The 22,882-nt window shown below is 67.9% G+C and carries 25 protein-coding genes and 1 riboswitch; of the genes, 11 read left to right on the top strand and 14 right to left on the bottom strand.

The window, feature by feature from the left end; genetic code table 11:
* Positions 1–14: 14 nt before the first annotated feature.
* Entirely contained in the window at positions 15–971 is a 957-nt protein-coding gene (locus R1Z03_RS20135) for a hypothetical protein (protein ID WP_317354417.1), read from the bottom strand.
* A gap of 214 nt (positions 972–1,185) precedes the next feature.
* On the opposite strand from R1Z03_RS20135, the gene R1Z03_RS20130 reads away from it, so the two are divergent.
* Entirely contained in the window at positions 1,186–1,344 is a 159-nt protein-coding gene (locus R1Z03_RS20130) for a DUF3309 family protein (protein WP_284404388.1), read from the top strand.
* Between the two features lie 81 nt (positions 1,345–1,425).
* Here R1Z03_RS20130 and R1Z03_RS20125 read toward each other — a convergent pair whose 3' ends face one another.
* Positions 1,426–1,689 carry a hypothetical protein gene (locus tag R1Z03_RS20125; protein WP_284431178.1) on the bottom strand — a complete coding sequence of 88 codons (264 nt, stop codon included), beginning with the start codon at positions 1,687–1,689 and terminating at the stop codon, positions 1,426–1,428.
* A 127-nt stretch (positions 1,690–1,816) separates the two neighbouring features.
* A complete protein-coding gene (locus tag R1Z03_RS20120; RefSeq protein WP_317354411.1) occupies positions 1,817–2,212 on the bottom strand; it encodes an EF-hand domain-containing protein in 396 nt (131 codons plus the stop codon).
* Between R1Z03_RS20120 and R1Z03_RS20115 the strand changes: the two genes are divergently transcribed.
* Positions 2,205–2,420: a hypothetical protein gene (locus R1Z03_RS20115; protein ID WP_317354409.1), complete on the top strand. Its 216-nt coding sequence runs from the start codon at positions 2,205–2,207 to the stop codon at positions 2,418–2,420. The two genes, R1Z03_RS20120 and R1Z03_RS20115, sit on opposite strands and share 8 nt — an antisense overlap.
* Before the next feature lie 128 nt (positions 2,421–2,548).
* On the opposite strand, the gene cycA is transcribed toward R1Z03_RS20115, so the two are convergent.
* The 3 genes from cycA to R1Z03_RS20100 all read right to left on the bottom strand — a co-directional run bounded on the left by cycA (position 2,549) and on the right by R1Z03_RS20100 (position 6,090).
* On the bottom strand, positions 2,549–4,000 hold the full coding sequence (cycA, locus tag R1Z03_RS20110; RefSeq protein WP_317354406.1) for a D-serine/D-alanine/glycine transporter: 1,452 nt from the start codon (positions 3,998–4,000) through the stop codon (positions 2,549–2,551).
* A gap of 618 nt (positions 4,001–4,618) precedes the next feature.
* Positions 4,619–5,074: a DUF2846 domain-containing protein gene (locus R1Z03_RS20105; protein WP_317354404.1), complete on the bottom strand. Its 456-nt coding sequence runs from the start codon at positions 5,072–5,074 to the stop codon at positions 4,619–4,621.
* Positions 5,075–5,181: 107 nt separating this feature from the next.
* Positions 5,182–6,090, bottom strand: coding sequence for a LysR family transcriptional regulator (locus R1Z03_RS20100; RefSeq protein ID WP_317354401.1), 909 nt, complete (start codon positions 6,088–6,090; stop codon positions 5,182–5,184).
* 253 nt (positions 6,091–6,343) lie between these two features.
* On the opposite strand from R1Z03_RS20100, the gene R1Z03_RS20095 reads away from it, so the two are divergent.
* From R1Z03_RS20095 to mmsB, 4 genes are all read left to right on the top strand, one after another.
* Complete coding sequence (locus R1Z03_RS20095) at positions 6,344–7,882, top strand: CoA-acylating methylmalonate-semialdehyde dehydrogenase (protein WP_317354398.1); 1,539 nt, start codon at positions 6,344–6,346, stop codon at positions 7,880–7,882.
* Positions 7,883–7,935: 53 nt separating this feature from the next.
* Positions 7,936–8,361 (top strand): lysozyme inhibitor LprI family protein, encoded by a 426-nt coding sequence (locus tag R1Z03_RS20090; RefSeq protein ID WP_284425624.1) that lies wholly within the window; start codon positions 7,936–7,938, stop codon positions 8,359–8,361.
* An 85-nt stretch (positions 8,362–8,446) separates the two neighbouring features.
* Positions 8,447–9,613 (top strand): acyl-CoA dehydrogenase family protein, encoded by a 1,167-nt coding sequence (locus tag R1Z03_RS20085; protein WP_272569380.1) that lies wholly within the window; start codon positions 8,447–8,449, stop codon positions 9,611–9,613.
* 88 nt (positions 9,614–9,701) lie between these two features.
* Positions 9,702–10,598 carry a 3-hydroxyisobutyrate dehydrogenase gene (gene mmsB, locus R1Z03_RS20080; RefSeq protein ID WP_284431184.1) on the top strand — a complete coding sequence of 299 codons (897 nt, stop codon included), beginning with the start codon at positions 9,702–9,704 and terminating at the stop codon, positions 10,596–10,598.
* A 49-nt stretch (positions 10,599–10,647) separates the two neighbouring features.
* Here the strand turns inward: mmsB and R1Z03_RS20075 are convergent, their stop codons facing one another.
* Positions 10,648–11,223: a retropepsin-like aspartic protease gene (locus tag R1Z03_RS20075; protein WP_317354391.1), complete on the bottom strand. Its 576-nt coding sequence runs from the start codon at positions 11,221–11,223 to the stop codon at positions 10,648–10,650.
* A gap of 285 nt (positions 11,224–11,508) precedes the next feature.
* On the opposite strand from R1Z03_RS20075, the gene R1Z03_RS20070 reads away from it, so the two are divergent.
* Together R1Z03_RS20070 and R1Z03_RS20065 are read left to right on the top strand one after the other, a co-directional pair.
* Positions 11,509–12,210, top strand: a complete 702-nt coding sequence (locus R1Z03_RS20070) for a superoxide dismutase family protein (RefSeq protein ID WP_317354388.1) — start codon at positions 11,509–11,511, stop codon at positions 12,208–12,210.
* Entirely contained in the window at positions 12,210–14,309 is a 2,100-nt protein-coding gene (locus tag R1Z03_RS20065; RefSeq protein WP_372588177.1) for a TonB-dependent receptor family protein, read from the top strand. Before R1Z03_RS20070 ends, R1Z03_RS20065 begins: the two co-directional genes overlap by 1 nt.
* Positions 14,310–14,342: 33 nt before the next feature.
* Here the strand turns inward: R1Z03_RS20065 and R1Z03_RS20060 are convergent, their stop codons facing one another.
* From R1Z03_RS20060 to xopAJ, 3 genes are all read right to left on the bottom strand, one after another.
* The gene (locus tag R1Z03_RS20060; protein ID WP_317354382.1) at positions 14,343–15,188 is read right to left on the bottom strand and encodes a fumarylacetoacetate hydrolase family protein; all 846 of its coding nucleotides are present in this window, start codon (positions 15,186–15,188) and stop codon (positions 14,343–14,345) included.
* Positions 15,189–15,251: 63 nt separating this feature from the next.
* Complete coding sequence (locus tag R1Z03_RS20055) at positions 15,252–15,548, bottom strand: hypothetical protein (RefSeq protein WP_317354379.1); 297 nt, start codon at positions 15,546–15,548, stop codon at positions 15,252–15,254.
* Between the two features lie 2 nt (positions 15,549–15,550).
* Complete coding sequence (gene xopAJ / locus R1Z03_RS20050) at positions 15,551–16,528, bottom strand: XopAJ/AvrRxo1 family type III secretion system effector zeta toxin (protein ID WP_317360445.1); 978 nt, start codon at positions 16,526–16,528, stop codon at positions 15,551–15,553.
* Between the two features lie 466 nt (positions 16,529–16,994).
* Here xopAJ and R1Z03_RS20045 point away from each other — a divergent pair, with 466 nt between their 5' ends.
* From R1Z03_RS20045 to R1Z03_RS20035, 3 genes are all read left to right on the top strand, one after another.
* Positions 16,995–17,603 (top strand): chromate transporter, encoded by a 609-nt coding sequence (locus R1Z03_RS20045; protein WP_317354375.1) that lies wholly within the window; start codon positions 16,995–16,997, stop codon positions 17,601–17,603.
* Entirely contained in the window at positions 17,600–18,199 is a 600-nt protein-coding gene (locus R1Z03_RS20040) for a chromate transporter (RefSeq protein ID WP_317354373.1), read from the top strand. The genes R1Z03_RS20045 and R1Z03_RS20040 overlap by 4 nt, the downstream gene beginning before the upstream one ends.
* Positions 18,200–18,416: 217 nt before the next feature.
* Positions 18,417–19,376: an aldo/keto reductase gene (locus R1Z03_RS20035; RefSeq protein ID WP_317354370.1), complete on the top strand. Its 960-nt coding sequence runs from the start codon at positions 18,417–18,419 to the stop codon at positions 19,374–19,376.
* Between the two features lie 15 nt (positions 19,377–19,391).
* Here the strand turns inward: R1Z03_RS20035 and ribB are convergent, their stop codons facing one another.
* The 4 genes from ribB to R1Z03_RS20015 form a co-directional block, all read right to left on the bottom strand.
* Entirely contained in the window at positions 19,392–20,066 is a 675-nt protein-coding gene (gene ribB, locus R1Z03_RS20030) for a 3,4-dihydroxy-2-butanone-4-phosphate synthase (RefSeq protein WP_317360443.1), read from the bottom strand.
* Positions 20,067–20,264: 198 nt separating this feature from the next.
* Positions 20,265–20,471, bottom strand: a riboswitch (FMN riboswitch).
* Positions 20,472–20,474: 3 nt separating this feature from the next.
* Complete coding sequence (locus tag R1Z03_RS20025; RefSeq protein WP_317354367.1) at positions 20,475–21,293, bottom strand: NAD-dependent deacylase; 819 nt, start codon at positions 21,291–21,293, stop codon at positions 20,475–20,477.
* Positions 21,294–21,308: 15 nt separating this feature from the next.
* On the bottom strand, positions 21,309–22,058 hold the full coding sequence (rlmB, locus tag R1Z03_RS20020) for a 23S rRNA (guanosine(2251)-2'-O)-methyltransferase RlmB (RefSeq protein WP_317354365.1): 750 nt from the start codon (positions 22,056–22,058) through the stop codon (positions 21,309–21,311).
* A 114-nt stretch (positions 22,059–22,172) separates the two neighbouring features.
* Positions 22,173–22,868, bottom strand: a complete 696-nt coding sequence (locus R1Z03_RS20015; protein ID WP_272569367.1) for an ABC transporter ATP-binding protein — start codon at positions 22,866–22,868, stop codon at positions 22,173–22,175.
* Positions 22,869–22,882: the final 14 nt, after the last annotated feature.

Below are 22,882 nucleotides of genomic sequence, written 5' to 3'. Positions count from 1 at the left end.
GAACTTTTGATGGCTTATTTGGGTGCTGCGTCGACCATCGCTTTGGCCGCAGCTTCGACGGTCTTGCGATTAGCCTCAGCCATTTTGGCAATCACGTCGCGAATAGCCGCTTGTTCCTGAATCCTGACATTCAACTCAGTCAGCGCGTTCGCGTTGGCCTCCTGCTGTTCTTGCATCCGTATCAGCCGCTGCGTCTTTTCATCAGGTTTGAGTTCTTCCTCGATTCCATGATGACCAGACCCGAGATCCACATGAGCGTGGACATCGACATCGACGTCCATCTCGGGCTCGCTGTTGTAGTCCGTCCCGGATGGAGGTCCAGCATCCATGTGTGTCGGCAAAGGATAGATTTCGCCACCCTCATTCTCATGGTTGATGGGTGGATACATCTCAGGAGGATTCTCGTCCAGGTCCAGAGGAGGATAGACCTCCAAGCCAGCCGGAGGGGAAAGAGGCTCCTTGGGGGAAGGTGGCGGGGTCGGCAAAGGCGGTGGAGGGGGAGGCACTGGGGGAGCGGAAGGCGAAGTGGCAGCGGGCTCTTGGCGTGGCGCGTCATCATTGCCAGGAGGCGCTATGGAGATTACCGCATCCTCGTTACCGCTGTTGGTCCTCTGCATGTGCTGGAAAAGCCTGCTGCTGTGAAGGTCATTCAGCAGGGAGGCTTTACCGTCATCGGAATTTTTACCATCGCGCGATTTGATCAAGCTGTCGCGTACCGTTTCGGCATTCAGTTCTCGCTTCTGGGTCTGAATCAGCGAGTTCTTTCGCAGCAAATTGATGTTGGAGCGCGGTGCCAAGCTGCCTCCAAGCTCCCCTTTCGATTGGCTATTGGCCTGCAGGCCGTCGGGGCCACTCAGGCTTTTTCGCGATTCCGACCTCTGAAGGGTGGGCTCCTTGATGGAGCCTGAATCCTTCAGACCGGGAAGCCCTCCCAGCTTATTGGAGGAAAGGTTATTCACAGAAGTAGTCATGGCAAGCCTGGGCGTGGATCGATGGTGATCGAAGTGTGCGCAAGCCCGCTGCCCTTCCCCCAAAAGTAGCGAAGGCATGACCCTCGAAGCGAAGGCAGCAGCACAACTTTGCATCGAACCCCTCCTACGAGTGCAGGGCCCCCAGTCCTGCCGAAACAATTGTTTCAGCATTCGACACTTGGTCCACCGCTACTCACCTACTCCAAAGGAAACCATGTCTATTTCTCTCATCCTGCTCATCGTGCTGATCTTGATCTTGATCGGTGCCCTGCCTACCTGGGGCCACAGCCGCTCGTGGGGGTACGGTCCCAGCGGCGGTATCGGATTGGTGGTGGTGATCCTGCTGGTCCTGCTGCTAATGGGCCGGATATAAGCCCCATCGACGCCGTGCTATCGCGGTGTCGATTTTTCAAAAAGGCGGCCTACCAAGGCCGCTTTTTTTCGTCTGTTCGGCTTAAGAAACACCCCAGAACAGGGCCAAAGCCAACAACCCATAAAAAGAGAGACCGACGATTCCCAATCCGGCAGTCGTAAAGACGCGTTGCCCGTCTCGTTTGAACGACAGAGCGCCCGACGGGCCATGAATGCGGCTTTCTTTGGCTTGCATTCGCTCTGCGCGCCAACGGCCCCCACTGGCGAAGCCGATCACCAGCCGGCCTGTGAACACGAAGAGGAGTTCGAAGACCGACCAAAGCAAAAAACCAATCAGATCACCCACGAGCGAAGTCCTAACGCGGAAGCCAGCAAGGATGCTGAGTATTGCAGGTGCTGCGATTCAGTCCTGAGCCGGCAAATGTTCGCAAATGCGGCCCTTTACCGACGGCCCCCGTGGCTCTCACCACCGATCACGCAGGCCGCTTCTCCGCCGCGACGAATGCCATCGAGAATCGGGCGAACTCCTTGCCGTCCACCACCCCATTGGCATTGCCCCCCTGATCCATCAACTGCAGGATGGCCTGCGACAGTTCGCTGTTGGCGGTCTTGGCGCCAGAGGTGTCTCCCAGGCCCTTCATGAATTCTTCCTGGGAGATCTTGCCGTCGTGGTTGGCATCGAACCCGGCAGTCAGCTGCTCTTTCTGCGCCTGGGTCGCACCGAACTGGGTGAGCAGCTCTCCAAAACTCTCCGCGGAGACCGACCCGCCCTGCGACGACGCGAGGGAAGACCGCGCCGCCACGCCCCGGGCGGATGCGGCCGCGCTCTGGCCCGCCACGCCGGACAGCGCCTCGGCTTCTTTGCTCAAGGTGATCTGCGTGGAGGGCTCGGCGGGCGAAGCGCCGCTGTCCCGCGTGGAAGCCGAAGGTTTCGCCGCCCCGGAGGACGACGCGTTGAACAGCAAGGATGCGACCGATGCAAGGCCGGAAATAAGGGGTGTCATCGCCAAAGTACTCCTGTCGGTGGCGAAGCAGTCCACACAAGAAAACGCCCTTCGCCCGGCCCATGCAGGGTAGGCCCTGGCGAAAATTCCAATGGGGCGAAAAAGCCCCGATCTCCAGGCCATTAACTGTCATGGCTCACCCGAGCCGCCCCATTGATGGCCCTCCGGCGCCATGCGCAATGGCGGCCAGCGATCGGGAAATCAGACCCGCTCGGATACCACGCGGGCACCCAGCGCCCCCTTCGGGGCATGGCCCGGTACCGGCAGCCGGCGCCGGACGACCTGATATGCCAGCGCCAGCAGCACGAACCAGGCGGGCGTAGCCAGCAGGGCCTGGCGCGTATCAGCCTCGAACGACAACAGCACCACGATGCCGGCGAAGAACGCCAGGCACACGCCGCACATCCAGGCGCCGCCCGGCATCTTGTACAGCGAGGCGGCATGCAGCTTCGGCCGCTGGCGGCGGTAGGCCATATAGGACAGCAGGATCATCGACCAGACGAACATGTAGAGGATGGCCGAGACGGTGGTCACCAGCGTGAAGGCCTCCACCAGGTCCGGAATCACCCACATGAGAAAAGCGCCGGCCAGTAGGCAGGAGCAGGAGAACAGCAGTCCGCTCGAAGGCACGCCCCGGCGCGACAGCTTCGCGAAGCGGCCGGGCGCCACACCTTTCTCGGCCAGACCGAACAGCATGCGGCTGGTGGAAAACACCCCGCTGTTGGCCGACGAGGCCGCCGAGGTCAGCACCACGAAATTGATCACGCTGGCCGCCGCGGGCAGCCCGGCCAGCACGAACAGCTCGACGAACGGGCTCTTGCCGGGCACCACCTCGCGCCACGGGGTGACCGCCATGATGGCCACCAGCGAGAACACATAGAACACGATGATGCGCAGCGGAATGGAGTTGATCGCGCGCGGCAGCGTGCGCTCCGGGTCCTTGGCCTCCGCGGCGGTCGTACCGACCAGCTCGATGCCTGCGAAGGCAAACACCGCGATCTGGAAGCCGGCGAAGAATCCCATCCAACCGTGCGGGAACATGCCGCCGTCGTTCCACAGGTTGGCCAGGCTCGCCGTGCGACCGGAGGGCGAGACGAAATGGGCGTAGACCATGTAGAACCCGGTCGCCACCAGCGCCATGATGGCCACGATCTTGATCATGGCGAACCAGAACTCGATCTCGCCGAAGAGCTTCACCGTGAGCAGATTGAGCGACAGCAGCAGCCCCACGCAGGCCAGCGCCGGCGCCCACTGCGGCAGGTGGGGGAACCAGAACTGCGAGTAGGCCGAGATGGCGATCACGTCGGCGATGCCCGTGATGATCCAGCAGAACCAGTAAGACCAGCCGGTGAAGAACCCGGCCCAGGGGCCGAGCAGATCGGCCGCGAAATCGATGAAGGACTTGTACTGCAGGTTGGACAGCAGCAGCTCGCCCATGGCCCGCATCACGAAAAACAGAATGAAGCCGATCATCATGTAGACGAACACGATCGACGGCCCCGCGAGGCTGATCGTCTTGCCAGAGCCCATGAAGAGGCCGGTGCCGATGGCCCCGCCGATGGCAATGAGCTGGATGTGCCGGTTGGACAAACTGCGCTGCAGATGGTCGCTGTCGTGCCGGCCCGGAATGTCGGGCGAAACCTGGGTTGCCATGGAAAAACCTCCTGATTGATGTTGTTTCCTCGGCGCGAAGGGCATTCAGGGCGGCCACTGCCGTGTCTGGATGGATCGCGCTTCCGGGCTTCTCTCCCAAGACGCACGGCGCGGTACGCCGGACTGGCCCGGCTCAGGGTATTCCCTCCCTGACCGATGGAAGGGCGGGAGGATAAACCAGCCACGCCCCAAATGGGTGCAGCGCTGCATCCAAAGGTTGGCGGGTCGAGTCGGCCACCTACCCTGTCTGGCGCACGATAAACCGGGCGGCGGCTCTGCGACGGGACCCACCATGGAGCGGTGTATCAAGAGAGCGGATCGTTCGCCGGCTCGGATTGATTGTTCCGATTCAAATCTCGATTTTTTGAAACAGCGGTTATTGAAACAGGCTGGACCGATTATCGCGAGGGCCGGCTATTTTCAAGCGAATGCAGTGGAATCGTCGCGCCGTCCATATCCAAGACAGACCGGACGGAATCTGCGCAGTCATCCCGTTGGATCAAAACGGCTGCGCCGACCGCGGGCGCACCACTGGGTGCAGCAGACGCCCTGGAATTCGAAATCAGCATGGCCATGAAAGACCGGACCGACCGCTACCGAAGCGGCGATCCGCTGGCGTTATTTGCTGCAGGTGCCTGCCGTCGCCATTTCGAGCTTCGCCACGGCGGCCTTGCCTTCTGCCTCAGGGATCAGTTCGACGTCGGAGCCGCCGATGAATGCACCGATCTTCATGTACTGCCGGACGAAGTAGTTTTTGCCTTTCTCGAACATCACTTTCAGCTCGTTGGGCGAGAACTCGGAATCCGTGGCAATCACGTGCTCCTGTCCACCCGTGACTTCCGTGTGAAAGAACACGTCAGGACCCGATTCCCCCAGGCATTTTCCGTCAACCCAGATATTTCGTTTGATCGCCTTGCCCACGAAACTGTCGCGATAGACATAAAGCCCCGAAAGGCCTTCGCTGGGCTGCGCAAATTCCTTGGCCTTCGCCGAAGCCTCCTTGCTTTCCATCTTCACGGAAGCGCATCCAGTGAACAGCGCGGACATCAAAACAATCAAAGCAATCTTCTTCATGGGTTTCTCATCAGGGATATTCGCATGGCATGTCCTCGGGCATGCGAAAAATCAAACCACTCCCGTGGCTCCGAGGCGGCGAGATCATACATTCAGTTACGTTCGTATTATTCCGACGCATCCGGCGCGTGAACGATTTTCAGCGTCTTGTCGGAAGACACCTCCTTCAGCCAGGTCCAGACTGCCTGGATGCGCGCCTGATGCTTGGCCTCGGCGGGCATGCTCATCCAGAAGGTCCGCGTGAACCGCGCTTCTTCGGGCAGCACCCGGGCCAGCACCGGATCGCGGTCGGCCAGAAAGGCGGGGAGCACGGCCAATCCCGCGCCAGCGCGCACCGCTTCGTATTGGGCCGTGATGCTGGTGCTGCGAAACGCGAACCGCGCTGGCCGGTGCAGTGCGTCCAGAAACTGCAGTTCCTTGGTGAAGAGCAAATCGTCCACATAGCTCACGAAGGCATGGTGGCGCAGATCGTCCCGGGTCGAGACCAGCGGGCGACGGGCCAGGTACTCGCGCTGGCCGTACAGGTGCAACGTGTAGTCCGCCAGCTTGGCGACGATGACCGATCCCCGCGCGGGGCGCTCCAGCGAGATGACGATGTCTGCCTCGCGCCGGGACAGGTGCAGCATGCGCGGCAAGGCCAGCAGGTCGATGGTGAGGCCGGGGTTCTTCTGCGTGAGCCGTGCCAGGTGCGGCGCGAGGATGAGCGTGCCGAAGCCTTCCGTCGCGCCCACGCGCACCACCCCGGACAGGCCCGCCGCGGCATTGGCCGGGGCCGCGCGCTCCAGGCCGAGCACGGCGGTTTCCATGGCCTCGACGGCGGGCAGCAGTTGCCGGCCCGCCTCCGTCAGGCGGTGCCCGCCGGCCTCGCGTGCGAACAGCGGTGCGCCCATCTGCTTTTCCAGCGACTGGATGCGGCGGGCCACTGTGGTGTGCTCCACGCCCGTGCGGCGTGCCGCACCGGCCAGGGTGCCGGAGCGCGCCAGCTCCAGAAAGTAGCGCAGGTTGTCCCATTCCATTCGTGTGAGGCCCTCTCATCCATGTGTTCTTCGTGGGGCGCGTGCTGGCCGGCCAGCCGCCGCCTGTGCAAATTTGCAAACCCAAGGTGCATGCATGCGCCTTGTGCTGGCAATTTCGCACAGCTAGGATGCGCAGGCCACCGGGATTTGCCCGCGGTTGCGGCCCGGGCGCTCTGCCGGGCCGCCAGCCCCGGCCGGGCAAATGCCATTGTCCCGGCCCCACATGACAGACAGATACAGGAGACAAGACACCATGGACGCATCCATCACCGCTCAACAGGCCCCACAGGCCGCCCTGGCCCCCACCGTCAAGCTGCTGATCGGCGGCCAGTTCGTCGAGTCCCAAACCACCCAGTGGCGCAACGTAGTGAACCCCGCCACGCAGGAAGTGCTGGCGCGCGTGCCCTTTGCCACGCCAGAGGAGATCAACGCCGCCGTCGCCTCGGGCAAGGAAGCCTTCAAGACCTGGAAGAAAACGGCCATCGGCGCCCGGGCGCGCATCTTCCTCAAGTACCAGCAGCTGATCCGCGAGAACATGGCCGAACTGGCCGCAATCCTGACGGCCGAGCAAGGCAAGACGCTGCCCGATGCCGAGGGCGACGTGTTCCGCGGCCTGGAGGTGGTGGAGCACGCCAGCGCCATCGGCAACCTGCAGCTGGGCGAGTTGGCCAACAACGTGGCCGGCGGCGTGGACACCTACACGCTGATGCAGCCGCTGGGCGTGTGCGCGGGCATCACGCCGTTCAATTTCCCCGCCATGATTCCGCTGTGGATGTTCCCCATGGCCATCGCCACGGGCAACACCTTCGTGCTCAAGCCCTCCGAGCAGGACCCGATGGTGACCATGCGCCTGTGCGAGCTGGCGCTGGAGGCCGGCGTGCCCCCGGGCGTGCTGAACGTGGTGCACGGCGGCGAGGACGCGGTGAACGCCATCTGCGACCACCCGGACATCAAGGCGATCAGCTTCGTGGGCAGCACCAAGGTGGGCACGCACGTGTACAACCGCGCCAGCCTGAACGGCAAGCGCGTGCAATGCATGATGGGCGCGAAGAACCACGCCATCGTCATGCCCGACGCCAACAAGGAGCAGACGCTCAACGCCCTGGCGGGCGCCGCCTTCGGCGCTGCGGGCCAGCGCTGCATGGCGCTGTCGGTGGTGGTGCTGGTGGGCGAGGCCCAGCAGTGGATTCCCGACCTCGTCGCCAAGGCCAAGACGCTCAAGGTGAGCGGCGGCACTGACAAGGGCACCGACGTGGGCCCGTTGGTCTCGTGCGCAGCGAAGGACCGGGTGGAACACCTGATCGAGCGCGGCATCGCCGACGGCGCCACGCTGGAACTGGACGGCCGCAAGCCGCAGGTGGCGGGCTACGAAAAAGGCAACTTCGTCGGCCCTACGGTGTTCAGCGGCGTGAAGCCCGGCATGTCCATCTACGACCAGGAGGTCTTCGGCCCAGTGCTGTGCCTGGGCGCGGCGGCCGACATCGATGAAGCGATCGCCTTCATCAACGACAACCCGAACGGCAACGGCACGGCCATCTTCACGCAGTCGGGCGCGGCAGCGCGCAAGTTCCAGGAAGAGATCGACGTGGGCCAGGTGGGCATCAACGTGCCGATTCCCGTGCCCGTGCCGCTGTTCTCGTTCTCGGGCTCGCGCGCTTCCAAGCTGGGCGACCTGGGGCCGTATGGCAAGCAGGTCGTGCTGTTCTACACGCAGACCAAGACGGTCACGGCGCGCTGGTTCGACGACAGCACCATCTCGCACGGCGTGAACACCACCATCAGCCTGAAGTAGCCCGCTGGCGCGGGAGCGGCCGGCCGGGGCCGCGCGGTGCTACAACGCCAAGGATGCACATTCTCAAAATCACGACGAAACGGTGGGCGGCGCTCGCCTGGGGCGGCGGCGCGGCCTGCGCCCTGCTGTTCAGCGCGGGGGCCCACGCCCAGGCGGGCGCACCCTGCCGACCCGAGGGCACGGTGGCCGAGACCAATGCCTGCGCGGTGCAAACCTACCAGCAGGCGGACACGGCCATTGCGATTCTCTACAGCGACGTGATGCGCGCGCTGTCGGCCCACGAGCGGCCGCAGCTGCGGCAGGAGCAGACCGCCTGGCAGCGCCAGCGCACCATGCTGTGCAAGCAGGGCACCCAGTCCACCGAGGGCCTGCCCGAGTGGCCGCGCCTGTACCACGCCTGCCTGACCGCCGAGACCGAGGCGCGCCGCCAGGGCTTGATGCGCTGGCTGACGCTGGACCATCCCTCCGCCAAGCCGTAACGCATCCGCCACCGTCCACCCCGCCCCGCCCCGCCCGCAACGAGACAAAGCAGAACAACGAACGACCGCCAGCGAGAACCGACCCATGGACTTTGAACTGACCGAAGAACAGCGCGCCTTCGCCGAGACGGCCCGCGACTTCGCGCGCGCCGAACTGGCGCCGCACGCAGCCCGCTGGGACGCCGAGGGCATCTTCCCGCGCGAGGCGATCGCCGCGGCCGGCGCCCTGGGCTTTTGCGGCCTGTACGCCCCCGAGAACGCGGGCGGCCTCGCCCTGCCCCGGCTCGACGCCACCCTGGTGTTCGAGGAAATGGCGGCGGTGGACCCCTCCACCACGGCCTTCATCACCATCCACAACATGGCCACCTGGATGCTCGGCACCTGGGCGACCGATGCCGTGCGCGACCGCTGGGGCCCCCTGCTGGCCAGCGGCGAGAAGCTCGCCTCGTACTGCCTGACCGAGCCCGGCGCGGGCTCGGACGCGGCCTCGCTCAAGACCCGGGCGGAGTTGGCAGGCGCCGAATACGTCATCAACGGCGCCAAGGCGTTCATCAGCGGCGCGGGCAGCACCGACGTGCTGGTGCTGATGGCCCGCACCGGCGACGCCGCATCGGGCGCGGCGGGCATCAGCGCCTTCGCGGTGCCGGCCGATGCGCCGGGCATCCAGTACGGCAAGAAGGAAGAAAAGATGGGCTGGAACAGCCAGCCCACCCGCACCATCAGCTTCGACAACGTGCGCATTCCGGCCGACCACCTGCTGGGGCGCGAGGGCGAGGGCTTCAAGATCGCCATGAAAGGCCTGGACGGCGGGCGCATCAACATCGCCACCTGCTCGGTGGGCGCGGCGCAAGGCGCGCTGGCCCAGGCGCAGCAGTACATGCAAGACCGCAAGCAGTTCGGCAAGCCCATTGCGAGCTTCCAGGCGCTGCAGTTCAAGCTGGCCGACATGGCGACCGAACTGGTGGCCGCGCGCCAGATGGTGCGGCTGGCGGCCTCCAAGCTGGATGCGGGCGCGCGCGATGCCAGCACCTATTGCGCCATGGCCAAGCGCTTCGCCACCGATGCGGGCTTCAACGTGTGCAACGAGGCGCTGCAGCTGCACGGCGGCTACGGCTACATCCGCGAGTACCCGCTGGAGCGCCTGATGCGCGACGCGCGCGTGCACCAGATCCTGGAGGGCACGAACGAGATCATGCGGGTCATCATCGCCCGCCGCATGCTGGAGGGCGACGCGCCCGACGCCATCCGCTGACCGAATTCACTACCAATTTCATAGCAACATGCCCTAGTACTTATTGCGCCAGAGGCCTGTTTCATTCAAAACCAAAGGAGACACTTCCATGAAGATCGCATTCATCGGCCTGGGCAACATGGGCGGCCCCATGGCGCTGAACCTGCACAAGGCGGGGCATGAGGTCCGCGCCTTCGACCTGTCCCAGCCGGCGCGCGACAAGCTGGCCGAAGGCGGCGTGGCCATTGCGGCCGATGCGGCGGCGGCTGTGCAGGGCGCCGAGGTGCTCATCAGCATGCTGCCCGCCAGCCAGCACGTGGAATCGCTGTACCTGGGCAACGGGCAGCAGCCCGGACTGCTGCCGCTGCTGGCCGCCGGCACGCTGGTGATCGACTGCTCCACCATCGCCGCCGCCACCTCGCGCAAGGTGGCCGAGGCCGCCCAGGCGCGCGGCCTGGCGTTCATCGACGCGCCCGTCTCGGGCGGCACCGGCGGCGCCGTGGCCGGCACGCTGACCTTCATGGTGGGGGGCGATGCCGCCGACCTGGAGCGCGCCCGCCCCATCCTGGAAAAGATGGGCGCCAACCTGTTCCACGCCGGCGCCGTGGGCGCGGGTCAGACGGCCAAGATCTGCAACAACATGCTGCTGGGCATCCTGATGGCGGGTACCAGCGAGGCCATCGCCCTGGGCGTGGCCAACGGGCTGGATCCGAAGGTGCTGTCCGAGATCATGCGCCGCAGCTCGGGCGGCAACTGGGCCCTGGAAAAGTACAACCCTTACCCCGGCGTCATGGAAACCGCCCCCGCCAGCAAGGGCTACGCGGGCGGCTTCGGCACCGACCTGATGCTCAAGGACCTGGGCCTGGCGCAGGAGAACGCCATGGCCGTGAAGGCCGCCACGCCGCTGGGCGGGCTGGCGCGCAGCCTGTATGCGGCGCACAGCCTGGCCGGCCAGGGGGCGCTGGATTTCTCCAGCATCATCCAGGCGGTGCAAAAGAAGGGCTGACCCGGGCGGCGGGGCAGCGACCAGCCCCGGGGCCTGCGCTCAGCTGCCCTCAGTTGCGTGGCCGCAGCACCATGCGGTCGCGCCCGATCTCCACGTCGAAGTGCTGCAGGAAATTCTGGCCCAGCAGCGCGTCCTCGTCGTCGTCGCCCGTGTACCCCGTGCCCACGCGCAGGCCGGACACGGCCAGCGAGCGCACGGTGACCGAATCGGCCACCACCACGCGGCCCTGGCGCGTGCCGTTGGCGGTACGGAACTGCGTCGCTTCCCCGCCCGTGAGGCTGGCCTTGCGCGCGAGCGCATCAGTCACGCCCACCAGACTGGCGCCGGTGTCCACCATGAACATGACGGGCTGGCCGTTCACCGTGCCGGCCACGCGAAAGTGCCCGTCGCGGTGCCGGGGGATCACCAGGGCACCCTCTGCCGTCACGCTGGCGCCGCGCGGCTTGAGGTAGTGGTCCATGGCCACGTACAGCACGCCCATCAATGCGAGCCAGAAGGCCAGGATGCCCCACATGCCCCGACGGGCCAGCGCGCGCGTGCGGCGCTCGCCGGGCACGTGTGCGTCTTCCACGTCGCCACCGCCCCGCGAGACCAGGCGCTGGCGGTCTTCGCCATCCGATGCCATTCGTTGTCCTTCCGGAAATGTGCTTGGGCGAGTATGGCCCAGGCACCGTACGTTGCCGCGCCGCGCCAGGCGCATCGCCGCCGTTGTCCTACGCCTTGCGGGCATGCATGCGGTCATCCTCGGGCCTTCGCCCGCGGCGCCGCCAGGGCACCGCGCGACCACGGTTGCGGCCACTGATCCACCCTTGGCGCCAGGACCGCGCAACGCATCACACGACACCCGTCCCTGCCGCTTCCTTCACCATTCTTTTCGTCGATCCCGACGCACCCTTCCCAGGAGAATTCCATGGCCCCTCTTCCCTCCAGCCCATCCCGCGCTTCATTCCAACGCCGCGGCACCCTCGCTGCCAGCACCGCCGCCGTCGCGGCCGCCCTGTTCCTGGCGGGCTGCGCCGGCAGCGCCTCGGACAACTCCCGCTCCGCCGTCGCCAAGTCCCCCGTGCCGGGCCTGGAACGCGCCACCGCCACCGCACGCCTGGTCACGCCCGAAGGCGCGCCGGCCGGCAATGCCGTCCTGACCGAAACCGCCGCGGGCGTGGAGGTGGCCATCCAGGTGCAGGGCCTGTCGCCGGGCAAGCACGGCTTTCACATCCATGCCAATGGCGCCTGTTCGCCGGGACCGGACGCCACCACCGGCCAGACCATCGCGTTCGGCGGTGCCGGCGGCCACTTCGACCCCGGCATGGCCAAGAAGCACGGCCATCCCGGCCAGCCCTCGCACGAGGCCCACGCGGGCGAACTGCCCAACATCACCGTGGGCGACGACGGCCGGGGCAGCGTGCGTTTCGTGAACGCCAACGTCTCGCTCACGCCGGGCAAGACCTCGGTGGTGGGCCGCTCACTGGTCGTGCACGAAAAGGAAGACGACTACACCACCAACCCTGCCGGCAATTCCGGCGGCCGGCTGCTGTGCGGCCTGATCCAGCCCGCACCGGCCAGCACCGTGGTGGGCGACAAGGCCGCGGTTCCCTCCCTGCTGGTCCGTTGATGCGCCGCGCGCGGCGCGCGGTGCCCCAGGCCGCTTTGTGGTGCTGCGCGCTGGCATCTGCCGGGTTCGCACGGGCCCAAAACGTTCCTCCGCAGGACCCGCCAACGGCCACGCTCCCGGCCGTGCAGGTGCCTGGACAGGCCGAGGCGCAGCGCCGCTTCGATGCCGCGGCCAGCCACACCAGCGTGGCGGTCGATGCGTTTTCCACCCCCAGCCCGCTGGTGAACCTGTCCGAGTTGCTCGCGGCCCAGGCGGGCGTGGTGGCGCTGGACCGGCAGAACTACGCGCAGGACCTGCAGATCGCAGTGCGAGGCTTCGGTGCGCGCTCCACCTTCGGCGTGCGCGGGGTGCGCATCCTGGTGGACGGCATTCCGGCCACCATGCCGGACGGCCAGGGCCAGGCGGCCACGGCGCAACTGCAGTCGGCCTCGCAGGTCGAGGTGCTGCGCGGGCCGCTGGCCCAGCTCTACGGCAACGCGGCGGGCGGCGTGCTGCAGGTCACCACCCGGGAGCCGCGCGAAGGCGGCGGTGCCGGCGCGTCGGTGGCGGCGGGCTCGTTCGGGCAGCGGCTGGTGGATGCCTCGCTCGACTTCGGCGACCGCACGCTCGGCGGGCTGGTGGATGTGTCGCACTTCGAGACCGACGGCGCGCGCGACCACAGCGCGGCGCGGCGCACGCACCTCAACGGCAAGCTGGTGGCCCGGCCCGATGCCGACACCCGGATCACCGCGTTGCTCAATCTCTACGACCAGCCCCTGGCGCAGGACCCGCTGGGCCTGACCCGGGCGCAGTTCGAGGCCGATCCGCGCCAGGCACCGGCCGCGGCGACGGACTTCGGCACGCGCAAATCCGTGGCGCAAAACCAGTTCGGCGTGGTGCTGGAGCGGCAACTCGGCGCGGCCGACAGCGTTCGGGTGCGCGCCTATGGCGGCACGCGCACGCTCACGCAATTCCTGTCGTTCAGCGGCGCCGCGGCCAGCAGCGCAGGCGGCGTCGTGGACCTGGACCGCGACTACTACGGCCTGGGCATGGCCTGGACGCACACCGTGCGCCGCGCCTCCGGCCTGCCCCTGACCTGGACGCTGGGGCTGGACGCCGACCGCCTGTCCGAGCACCGCCAGGGCCGGGTCAACAGCAACGGCACGCCCGGCGCGCTGCGGCGCGACGAGCAGGACCACGCGGGCAACACCGATTGGTTCGCCCAGGTGGACGCCTGGCTCACACCCACCTGGCGCGCCGTGGCCGGGGTGCGCGCCAGCCGCGTGCGCGCGAGCGTCAACGACCGCTTCATCACCGCCGCGAACCCCGACGACAGCGGCCAGCGCACCTGGCGCCAGACCAGTCCCGTGCTGGGCCTGGTATGGAGTGCCACCGACCAGCTCAACCTGTACGCCAACATCGGCCGCGGCTTCGAGACGCCCACCCTGGCCGAGATGGCCTACAGCACAGGCAACACCGGCCCCAACTACGGACTGAACGCCTCACGCAGCCGGCAGATGGAGGTCGGGGCCAAGTGGCAGGGAACGGTGCACCGCATCGACGCGGCCTGGTTCGACGCGCAAAGCCGGGACGAGATCGTGCCGGCGGCCACCGTGAACGGGCGCACCGTGTACCAGAACGCCGACCGGGTGCGCCGGCGCGGGCTGGAGCTGGCGTGGAGCGCCCAGTCCGGCGCCTTCAAGCCGCGCGTGGCCTACACGTACCTCGATGCGTTCTTCGACAGTCCCTACGCCGTGGCGGGCGGCGCCACCGTGCCCTCGGGCAACCGGCTGCCGGGCACGGCGCGCCAGACCGTGCAACTGGCGCTGGACCACGCCCTGTCGCCGGCATGGCAATGGGGCGCGACGCTGGACGTGTCCGGCAAGGTGTACGCCAACGATGTGAACACCGAGGCCGCCGCCGGATTCGCCGTGGCGGGCCTGCGGGCGGGCTATGCCTTTCGCACCGGGGACACGCGCTGGCAGGCCTGGGCGCGGCTGGACAACCTGTTCGACCGCCGCTACGCGGGCTCGCTCATCGTGAACGACGGCAACGGGCGCTTCTTCGAGCCCGCGGCGGGACGGCGCATCATGGTAGGGCTGCGCGCGCAGTTCCTGTAGCCGCCCTGCCCGGGGCGCAGGGCCCGGATCGGCTCAGCCGCCCTCGCACACCAGGCGCTGCTCGCCCAGGCCCGTGGCCCCCAGCCGCATCGCGTCGCCCGGCCGCAGAAAGCGCGGCGCCGGCTTCTTGCCCAGTCCCACGCCCGCCGGCGTGCCGGTGAGCACGATGTCGCCCGGCTCCAGCGTCATGAACTGGCTGATGTACGACAGCACCCGGGGCACCCCGAAGATGAAGTTGCGCGTGTTCCCGTCCTGCATGCGCTCGCCGTTCACCTCCAGCCACAGGCCGATGGCGTGCGGGTCGGGCACCTCGTCGGCCGTGACCAGCCAGGGTCCGATGGGCGCGAACGTGTCGTAGGCCTTGCCCTTGTCCCACTGACCGCCGCGCTCCATCTGGTAGCTGCGCTCGGATACGTCGTTGGCCAGCACGTAGCCCGCCACATGCTGCAGCGCCGAGTCTTCGGCCACATGCTGCGCGCGCGTGCCGATCACGATGCCCAGCTCCACCTCCCAGTCGGCCTTCAGCGCGCCGGGCGGGATGCGCACCGGGTCCGTGGGCCCGCTCAGCGCGGTGGTGGCTTTCATGAACAGCACGGGCTCGGCCGGCGCGGCCAGGCCCGCTTCGGCCGCATGGTCGGCATAGTTGAGCCCCACGCACACGATCTTGCCCACGCCCGCCACCGGGCAGCCCAGGCGTTCCGATTCGGGCACCACGGGCAGGCGCGACGTGTCCAGCGCCGCGAGGGCGGCCAGGGTGCGGGGCGACAGCTGGGCGGGGCCGATGTCGGGCAGCAGCATGGACAGGTCCCTGACAACGCCTTGCGCATCGACGAGCCCGGCGCGCTCCGCGCCCGGCTGGCCATATCGGATCAGCTTCAAAGTGTCTCCTACCAGTGGAAGATTCCAGACGCGGAAGCGGGCGACGGGCGCCCGTCCGAAGCATCACGACCAGTAGTCGATCTCGTCCAGGCTGCGGGCAAATGCCTGCAGGTCAGGCACCTGCGGATACTCCACGTAGTACAGGTACTCGTAGCCCACCGCCTGCTGCGCGAGATCGATCCAGCGGCCGCGCTGCGTCGTATCGTAAAGCGTCTGGAGCTTCCCGAGGTCGAAGGCCTCCTTGCCGCTCGATGCGGCATGCGCCTTGGCGGCCTGCAGCCGCGCCGTCCGCTGCTGCTGCGCGCGTTCCCTGAGTTGCCGATGAAAAGCCAGGGCGGCTTCGCCTTTGAGTTGGGTCATCTTCAATCTTGTCCATTCAGCGTGCAGTGGATTCCCAGCGCCTGGGACCAAGACAGGCCGGCATATTTCTGCAAGGCTTCGCGAGCGGTCTCGGCGATGGCGGCGGGCATGGCGTGCGTCAGCTGCCTGATCGTCCCGTCGTCGATCACCTGTTCGCCCATGTCGCTGGCGGGCAAGTCGGAGAGCACCACGATCTCGGCGTATTGGTCCGCGTCGTGGATCGTCAGCTCCCCGTTCGCAACGGTCGCGACAGGCGCCTTCTCTCCCGTCGCCAACGTGCCCATCAGGTGGTAGGTGCCGATCTGCGGCTTCGCCAGGAACTGGTCGATGACGTCCAGGCGATTGCCGCGAACGGCGGAGTAGCCGGCGACGACGGCGGCATAGGGCGGACGCGGATCGTCCCCGTCGGGCTTGCGTTGCAGGACACCCAGCAGCGAACGCTCCAGAGGGGTGTCGATGTCGTACATCTCGACCTGGCGGCCGGTGTGCTCGGACAGTGCGATGTAGCTGGCGACTTCGTGCGCTCCGCCCAGCCGTTTGTCGACCAGCATGCTGGCCGGCTTTCCGCTCGCGGTCTTCCTTGTGGCGATCTGGCGCTCCAGCCGGTCGGCGAGCACGCACGACTCCGCGTGCACGTTGGCCGGGGTCAGTCGGGGCTGGCCGTGCGCCTTCCTGAGCCGCGGTTTGAACGCGTCCGGATTGATGCTGCCCCCGCCGCTTTCCTGCAGGGCGTCGGCCAGGGCCGGCACGGCCGATCGGGCCAGCCGGGTCTTTCCGGCAGCCGTATTGCCGCGCAAGGCGAACAGTGTCGGATCGCAGCCCGACCGCTCCACGCATTCCGCGAAGACAGAGGCCTTGCGAAAGGAGTCATCGATCAGCGCATCGTGCAGCTTGCGGCGCTCGGGCTGCCAGTGGGCCGGATCGGCCAGGTAGGCCCATCGCCCGGGCCCGACGGGCGGCAGCGTGCCGACCGCGAACATCTCCACGGAGCCGTTGGCGTATGCGCCATTGGAGGCCGCGGAATGGGTGGTTCGCCTGGCAGACAGGCTTCGAAGTGCCGAGGCCGCCGAGCGGACCGGGGACAGGGCCCCGTGGCCTGCGCTGCGAGGGGCTGCCTTCAATTCAGGGGAGCCGCTCTGCGATTTCAGCGTGGAGCCCGCCGGCAGCGGGGGCCCCGATGTCAGTCTGGCGAGGGGATGGCGCGGCACGCGCGCCCGAGCGGCAAGGCGATGAATCATAGGCCCGGCAAGTTAGCGGCAGCCACTCGGCGGTGCCATCCCACACGCGAAGATCAGGCAGGCTCCGCGAACCCCTGCCCGCCCCCACAGCGCGGGGCCAGGGTGCCACACCAAACTTCGCTCATCGCCAGGGCGGGCATCCGCCATGCGCCGTAATATCGGCCCGAACCACCGCCCGCTCCCGGCTCCTTTCCGCCCCGAATCCGCCATGCCCCGTTCACCCGCCCCCCCGGCCCCCGCCACGCTGCCGCCTGCAGCGGCCGACCGCCCCCGCCCGGCCCATCTGGCCGACCTGTTCTGGTCGTTCACCCTCCTGGCGCTGCAGGGCTTCGGCGGCGTGCTGGCCGTGGTGCAGCGCGAGCTGGTGGACCGCAAGGGGTGGCTCACCAATGAGGAATTTCTCGAAGACTGGGCCGTGGCGCAGATCCTGCCGGGGCCCAACGTGGTCAACCTCGCCGTGGTGGTCGGCGATCGCTATTTCGGACTGCGTGGCGCCCTGGTGGCACTGGCGGGCATGCTGCTGTTTCCCTTGCTGCTGGTGCTGGCGCTGGCCGTTGTCTATGCGCAGTTTTCCGGCCACCCCGCCGTGAGTGGCGCCTTGCGCGGCATGGGAGCGGTGGCGGCTGGCCTGGTCGGCGGCGTGGCTCTGCGGATGGCGGGGGCCTTGCGCACGCACCCGCTGGGCCCGGTGGCCGGGTGGGCCTTCGTGGCCGCGACCTTCGGCACCATGGCGCTGCTGCGCTGGCCGCTGGCCTGGGTGCTGCCCGTGGTGGGCGGCGCGGCATGCGCTGTGACCTGGCGGAAGATCGCCCCATGACGCCGGCCCCCATGCTCGCCTTGCAGCCGGTGGACTGGCTGAACCTGTTCCTCTACTACGCCTCCATCTCGCTGCTGGCAGTGGGTGGGGCCATTGCCGCCGCGCCCGACATGCACCGGTTCCTGGTGGAACGGCAGGGCTGGATCACCGACGTGCAGTTCAACGCCTCGGTCGCCATCGCCCAGGCCGCGCCGGGGCCCAACGTGCTCTTCGTCGGCCTGCTGGGCTGGAACGTGGGCCTGAACGCCGGCGGGCCGGGCGCGGCGGGCTGGGCCGCGGCCGCGCTGGGCATGGCGCTGAGCCTGGTGGGCATCATGCTGCCCAGCACGGTTCTGACCTGGCTGGCCACGCGCTGGGGCCACCGCAACAGGCACCGGCGCAGCGTGCGCGCCTTCAAGCAGGGGCTGGCGCCCGTGGTGATCGGCCTGCTGCTGGCCACCGCCTGGCTGCTGGGCAGCGTGCACCATGGCGCCGGCACCGACCTGCGCCTGTGGCTGCTGAGTGGCGCGTGCGCGCTGGTGGTATGGCGCACCCGGCTTCACCTGCTGTGGCTGCTGGCGGCCGGTGCGGTGCTGGGGGCGCTGGGCGTGGTGTGACCAGGCGCGCCCGTGGATTTAACAGCCCATGTTGACTCCAGGGGCGTGAAGATTCAGCGGTCGTCTTACCGCGCCGGGTGGCGTATGCCGCAACAATGGCTTTGGCACCTTCGCCATCGGCGTTGGCCGGGCCTCCCCGGGCCTGCTGCCGCACCCCGTTTTCTTCGTGGCCCGATTCGCATCGGGCCTGTCTTTTCCGCAATCCAAGGAGTCCCCCATGCAATTTCGCCCCCTCGGCCGTTCGGGCCTGCAGGTTTCGCCACTGTGCTTCGGCGGCAACGTGTTCGGCTGGACGGTGGACGAGCCCACCACGTTCTCGCTGCTCGATGCCTGGGTGGACGCGGGTTTCAATTTCATCGACACCGCCGACGTGTACTCGCGCTGGGCGCCGGGGCACATGGGCGGCGAGTCCGAAGCCATGATCGGCCAGTGGCTCAAGCGCAGCGGCAAGCGCGACCGCATCGTGCTGGCCACCAAGGTGGGCAAGGACATGGGCGGTGGCAAGGTGGGTCTGGGCAGCGACTACATCCGCCGCGCGGTGGACGACTCGCTGCGGCGCCTGCACACCGACGTGATCGACCTCTATCAGTCTCACGATGACGATGCCGGTACCCCGCTGGAGGAAACCCTGGGCACCTACGCCGACCTGATCCGCGAAGGCAAGGTGCGCGCGATCGGCGCCTCCAACCATTCCGCGAAGCGCCTGGCCGAGGCCCTGGACACCAGCGAGCGCCTGGGCGTGCCGCGCTATGAAAGCCTGCAGCCGCTGTACAACCTGTACGACCGCGACGTGTTCGAGAAAGAGCTGCGCCCCCTGTGCCTGGAAAAGGGCGTGGGCGTGATCAACTTCTACGCGCTGGCCGCCGGCTTCCTGACCGGCAAGTACCGCAGCGCGGCGGACGTGGACAAGAGCCCGCGCGGCGCCAAGGTGGTGCAGACCTACCTGAACGACCGGGGCCTGCGCATCCTGGCCGAACTCGACCAGGTGGCCGAACGCTATGAGGTCACCCCCGGCCAGGTGGCGATCGCGTGGCAGATGGCGCAGCCCGGCATCACCGCGCCCATCGCCAGTGCATCGTCGCTGGACCAACTGCAGGAACTGGTGCAGGCCGCCAGTCTGAAGCTGGATGCGGATGCGCTCGAATCGCTGAGCCAGGCCAGCGCCGAAGCGGCCTGAAGACCCTGAAGGCCATCAAGCGGGTTCGCCGACCGCCGCATGGGCGGCGGGCACTCTGCCGCCGCCCTGCCCGCCTTCTTCCGCCAAGGCCTGCAATCCCTGCCGATGCGCCACCAGCGCCTGCACGGTTGTGCACAGCAGACCGTGGGCCTGGGCGAACCGCGCCACGTCCGCACCGCGGGCCATGCTGCCATCCGGATTCATCAGCTCGCACAGCACCCCGGCGGGCGCGCGGCCGGCCAGGCGCGCCAGGTCCACGGCCGACTCGGTGTGACCGGTGCGCTCCAGCACCCCGCCCGGGCGTGCCACCAGCGGAAAGACATGGCCGGGGCTGACGATCTGCGGGGCACCGCCGGGCGCCGGTACCTGCAGGGCGCAGCGGATCGTCTGCACCCGGTCGGCCGCCGACACGCCCGTGCTCACGCCATGGGCCGCCTCGATGGACTGGGTGAAGGCGGTGGCGAACGAGGACCGGTTGACCTCCACCATCGGCCGCAGGCCCAAGGCGCCCGCATGCCCGGGCGTGAGGCACAGGCAGACGATGCCGCTGCCCTCGCGGATCATCAGGGCCATGGTGGCCTCGGTGAGGTTGTCGGCCGCGCAGACGAGGTCGGCCTCGTTCTCGCGGTCGGCATCGTCCATGACGAGCACGGGACGGCCCGCGGCAATGGCGGCGATGACCTCGGGCATGGGCGCCAGCTGCACGCCGTGATCGACGGCCACGGCCGCAGGCGTGGAAGGGGAAGAGGAAAAGGAAGAAAAAACGGAAACGGCGGTGTTCATGAAACGCTCCTGGAAGGTGAGGAAACGCCTCAAGGCATGCAAGAAGCACCGGCGCACGCCCGAATGGCAAGCGCGCGCAGGCACCAGGGCGCGCATGGCTGCGCGCCCCATCTTCTTTCATCCGGACTGTGACCGTCGGCCCCAGACTGAACGGGCCAGGAACCGTGTTCCTTGGAGCCGCGTCGCACTGGGTCTGCTGACCTCCGCCCATCCCGAAGGACGCATGCGGAGCGCTCGCGGGCTCGCGGCGCGGGGAGACCTCCCGCACCGCCTACCGCCGGTGGGGAATTCCACCCCGCCCTGAAGACCGTGCGATTATCGCGGCGCTGCCGCCGGTGGCGTGTCGCCTGCCGGGCGATCCCGGCCCAGCAGCAGGGGCAAGACTTCGGCCGACGGACCGCGGAGCACCGCATGGGCCGTGCCGTCGAGTTCGCTTGGCGCCGGGTTGACGATGACCACGCGCGCCCCGATGCGCCGGGCCATATGGGCGAGGCCGGCCGCGGGGTACACGGCGCCGGCCGTGCCCACGACCAGCATCAGGTTGCAGGCGCTGACCGCCTCCTGCGCCTGACCGAGGATGTCCAGCGGCAACGACTCGCCGAACCACACCACGGCCGGGCGCACGAGATTGCCGCAGGTGGCGCAGCGCGGTGGTGCGCCGGCCTCGGCGTGGGCCAGATCGCAGCAGCCGCGCGGATCGTCCAGCCAGCGGTTGCCGCGCAGCTCGCCATGCAGGCACAGCACGCCCTCGCTGCCGGCCATCTGGTGCAGGCCATCCACGTTCTGCGTGACGAGCGTGAGGCGGCCGGGATGGCGCCGGGCAAAGTCCGCCAGCGCCCGGTGGCCCGCATTGGGCTGCACGCCCTGCAGCAGCGCGCGGCGGTGCTCGTACCACGCCCAGACACCCGCGGGATCGGCGCGAAAGCCGGGCTCGCTGGCCATGTCCTCGGGGCGCACCCGCGCCCACAGTCCGGTCTGCGCATCGCGGAATGTGGGCACGCCGGACTCGGCGCTCACGCCCGCGCCGGTCAGCACCACGATGTGCTGCGCGGCGTCGACCCAGGCGATGGTGGTATGCAGGTCGCCCGAGCCGCTCCAGGTGTCTTCGGGGTCAGGCTGCGGCAAGCGCGGCATGGCGAGAAGACCGGTTCAAGGCGTACGCTGGCGCAGCGCCTCGTACAGGCACACGCCGCTGGCCACCGACACGTTCAGGCTCTCCACCGCGCCCTTCATGGGGATGGAGACCAGCTCGTCACAGGTCTTGCGCGTGAGCTGGCGCATGCCGTCGCCCTCCGCGCCCAGCACCAGGGCCACAGGGCCTTTCAGGTCCACCTGGTAGATGGTCTTGGGCGCATCGTCGCTGGTGCCGATGCACCAGATGTTGCGTTCCTTGAGCTCGTTAAGGGTGCGCGCGAGGTTGGTCACCATGAAGTACGGCACCGTCTCTGCGGCACCGCTGGCCACCTTGGCCACCGTGGCGTTCAGGCCCACCGCATGGTCCTTGGGCGCGATCACGGCCTGCGCGCCGGCGCCGTCGGCCACCCGCAGGCAGGCGCCCAGGTTGTGCGGATCGGTCACACCGTCCAGCACCAGCAACAGGGGCTGGGCGACGCCGGAGGCTTCCAGGTCTTCGAGCAGCTCGTCGAGCGAGGTGGCCAGGGCCACCGGCTCCACCCGCGCCGCCACACCCTGGTGGCCCTGGCTGCCTGCCAGCTTGGCGATGCGCGCGCTGTCGGCTTCGATGAGGCGCGCGCCGGCGGCGTTGGCGCGGTCGAGGAACTGGCGCATGCGGGCATCGCGCCGCGTGGCCTCGTAGTAGATCTCGATGATGGATTGCGGCGCGGTCTTCAGGCGCACGCCGACGGCGTGGAAGCCGAAGAGGACTTTGGGGCTGGACATGCGGGGATTATCCGCGCCACGGACCGAGCGACCGATTGCTATTTATTTGATAGCAACCAAGGCATGCAATATCCCGGCACAGGGCACAAACGGCCCAAAGCCCCCACGAAAGCCTCAGGCCTCGGACACGCGCCCCGCGTCGATGGTGATGCGCCGCTCGCACTGCGCGGCGATGCCCCGGTCGTGCGTGACGAGCACGAGCGTGGTGCCCTGCTCGCGGTTCAACTCGAACATCAGCCGCATGATGGTCTCGCCCGTGGCGAAGTCCAGGCTGCCGGTGGGCTCGTCGGCCAGCAGCACGGCCGGCTCGACCACGAAGGCCCGCGCCAGCGCCACGCGCTGCTGCTCGCCGCCCGACAGCACCTTGGGGTAGTGAGACAGGCGCTGGCCCAGCCCCACGCGCCCCAGCATGTCGGCTGCGAGCTTGCGTGCGTCGCGGCGGTCGGCCAGCTCCAGCGGCAGCATGACGTTCTCCAGCGCGGTCAGGTTGCCCATGAGCTGGAAGCTCTGGAACACGAAGCCCACCTTCTGCGCGCGCAGCGCGGCGCGGGCATCTTCGTCGATGGCGAACAGGTCCTGCCCATCCAGGCGCACGGTGCCGCGGGTGGGCGTATCGAGCCCCGCGATGATCGACAGCAGCGTGCTCTTGCCCGAGCCCGAGGCGCCCACGATGGCCGCGGTTTCCCTCGCAGCCAGCCGGAAATCGATATCCCGCAGAATGTCGAGGGTGCCGGTCGAGTCCGTCACCGACTTGTGCACGTGCTCCACGGCGATGATGGGGTGGGTGGGCAAGGAAGGAGTTTCCGACATGAAAGGTGCTTTGC

The organism is Acidovorax sp. BLS4 (genome assembly GCF_032929295.1).
Lineage (GTDB): Bacteria > Pseudomonadota > Gammaproteobacteria > Burkholderiales > Burkholderiaceae_C > Paracidovorax.
This window is presented reverse-complemented; position numbering and strand designations above follow the sequence as displayed.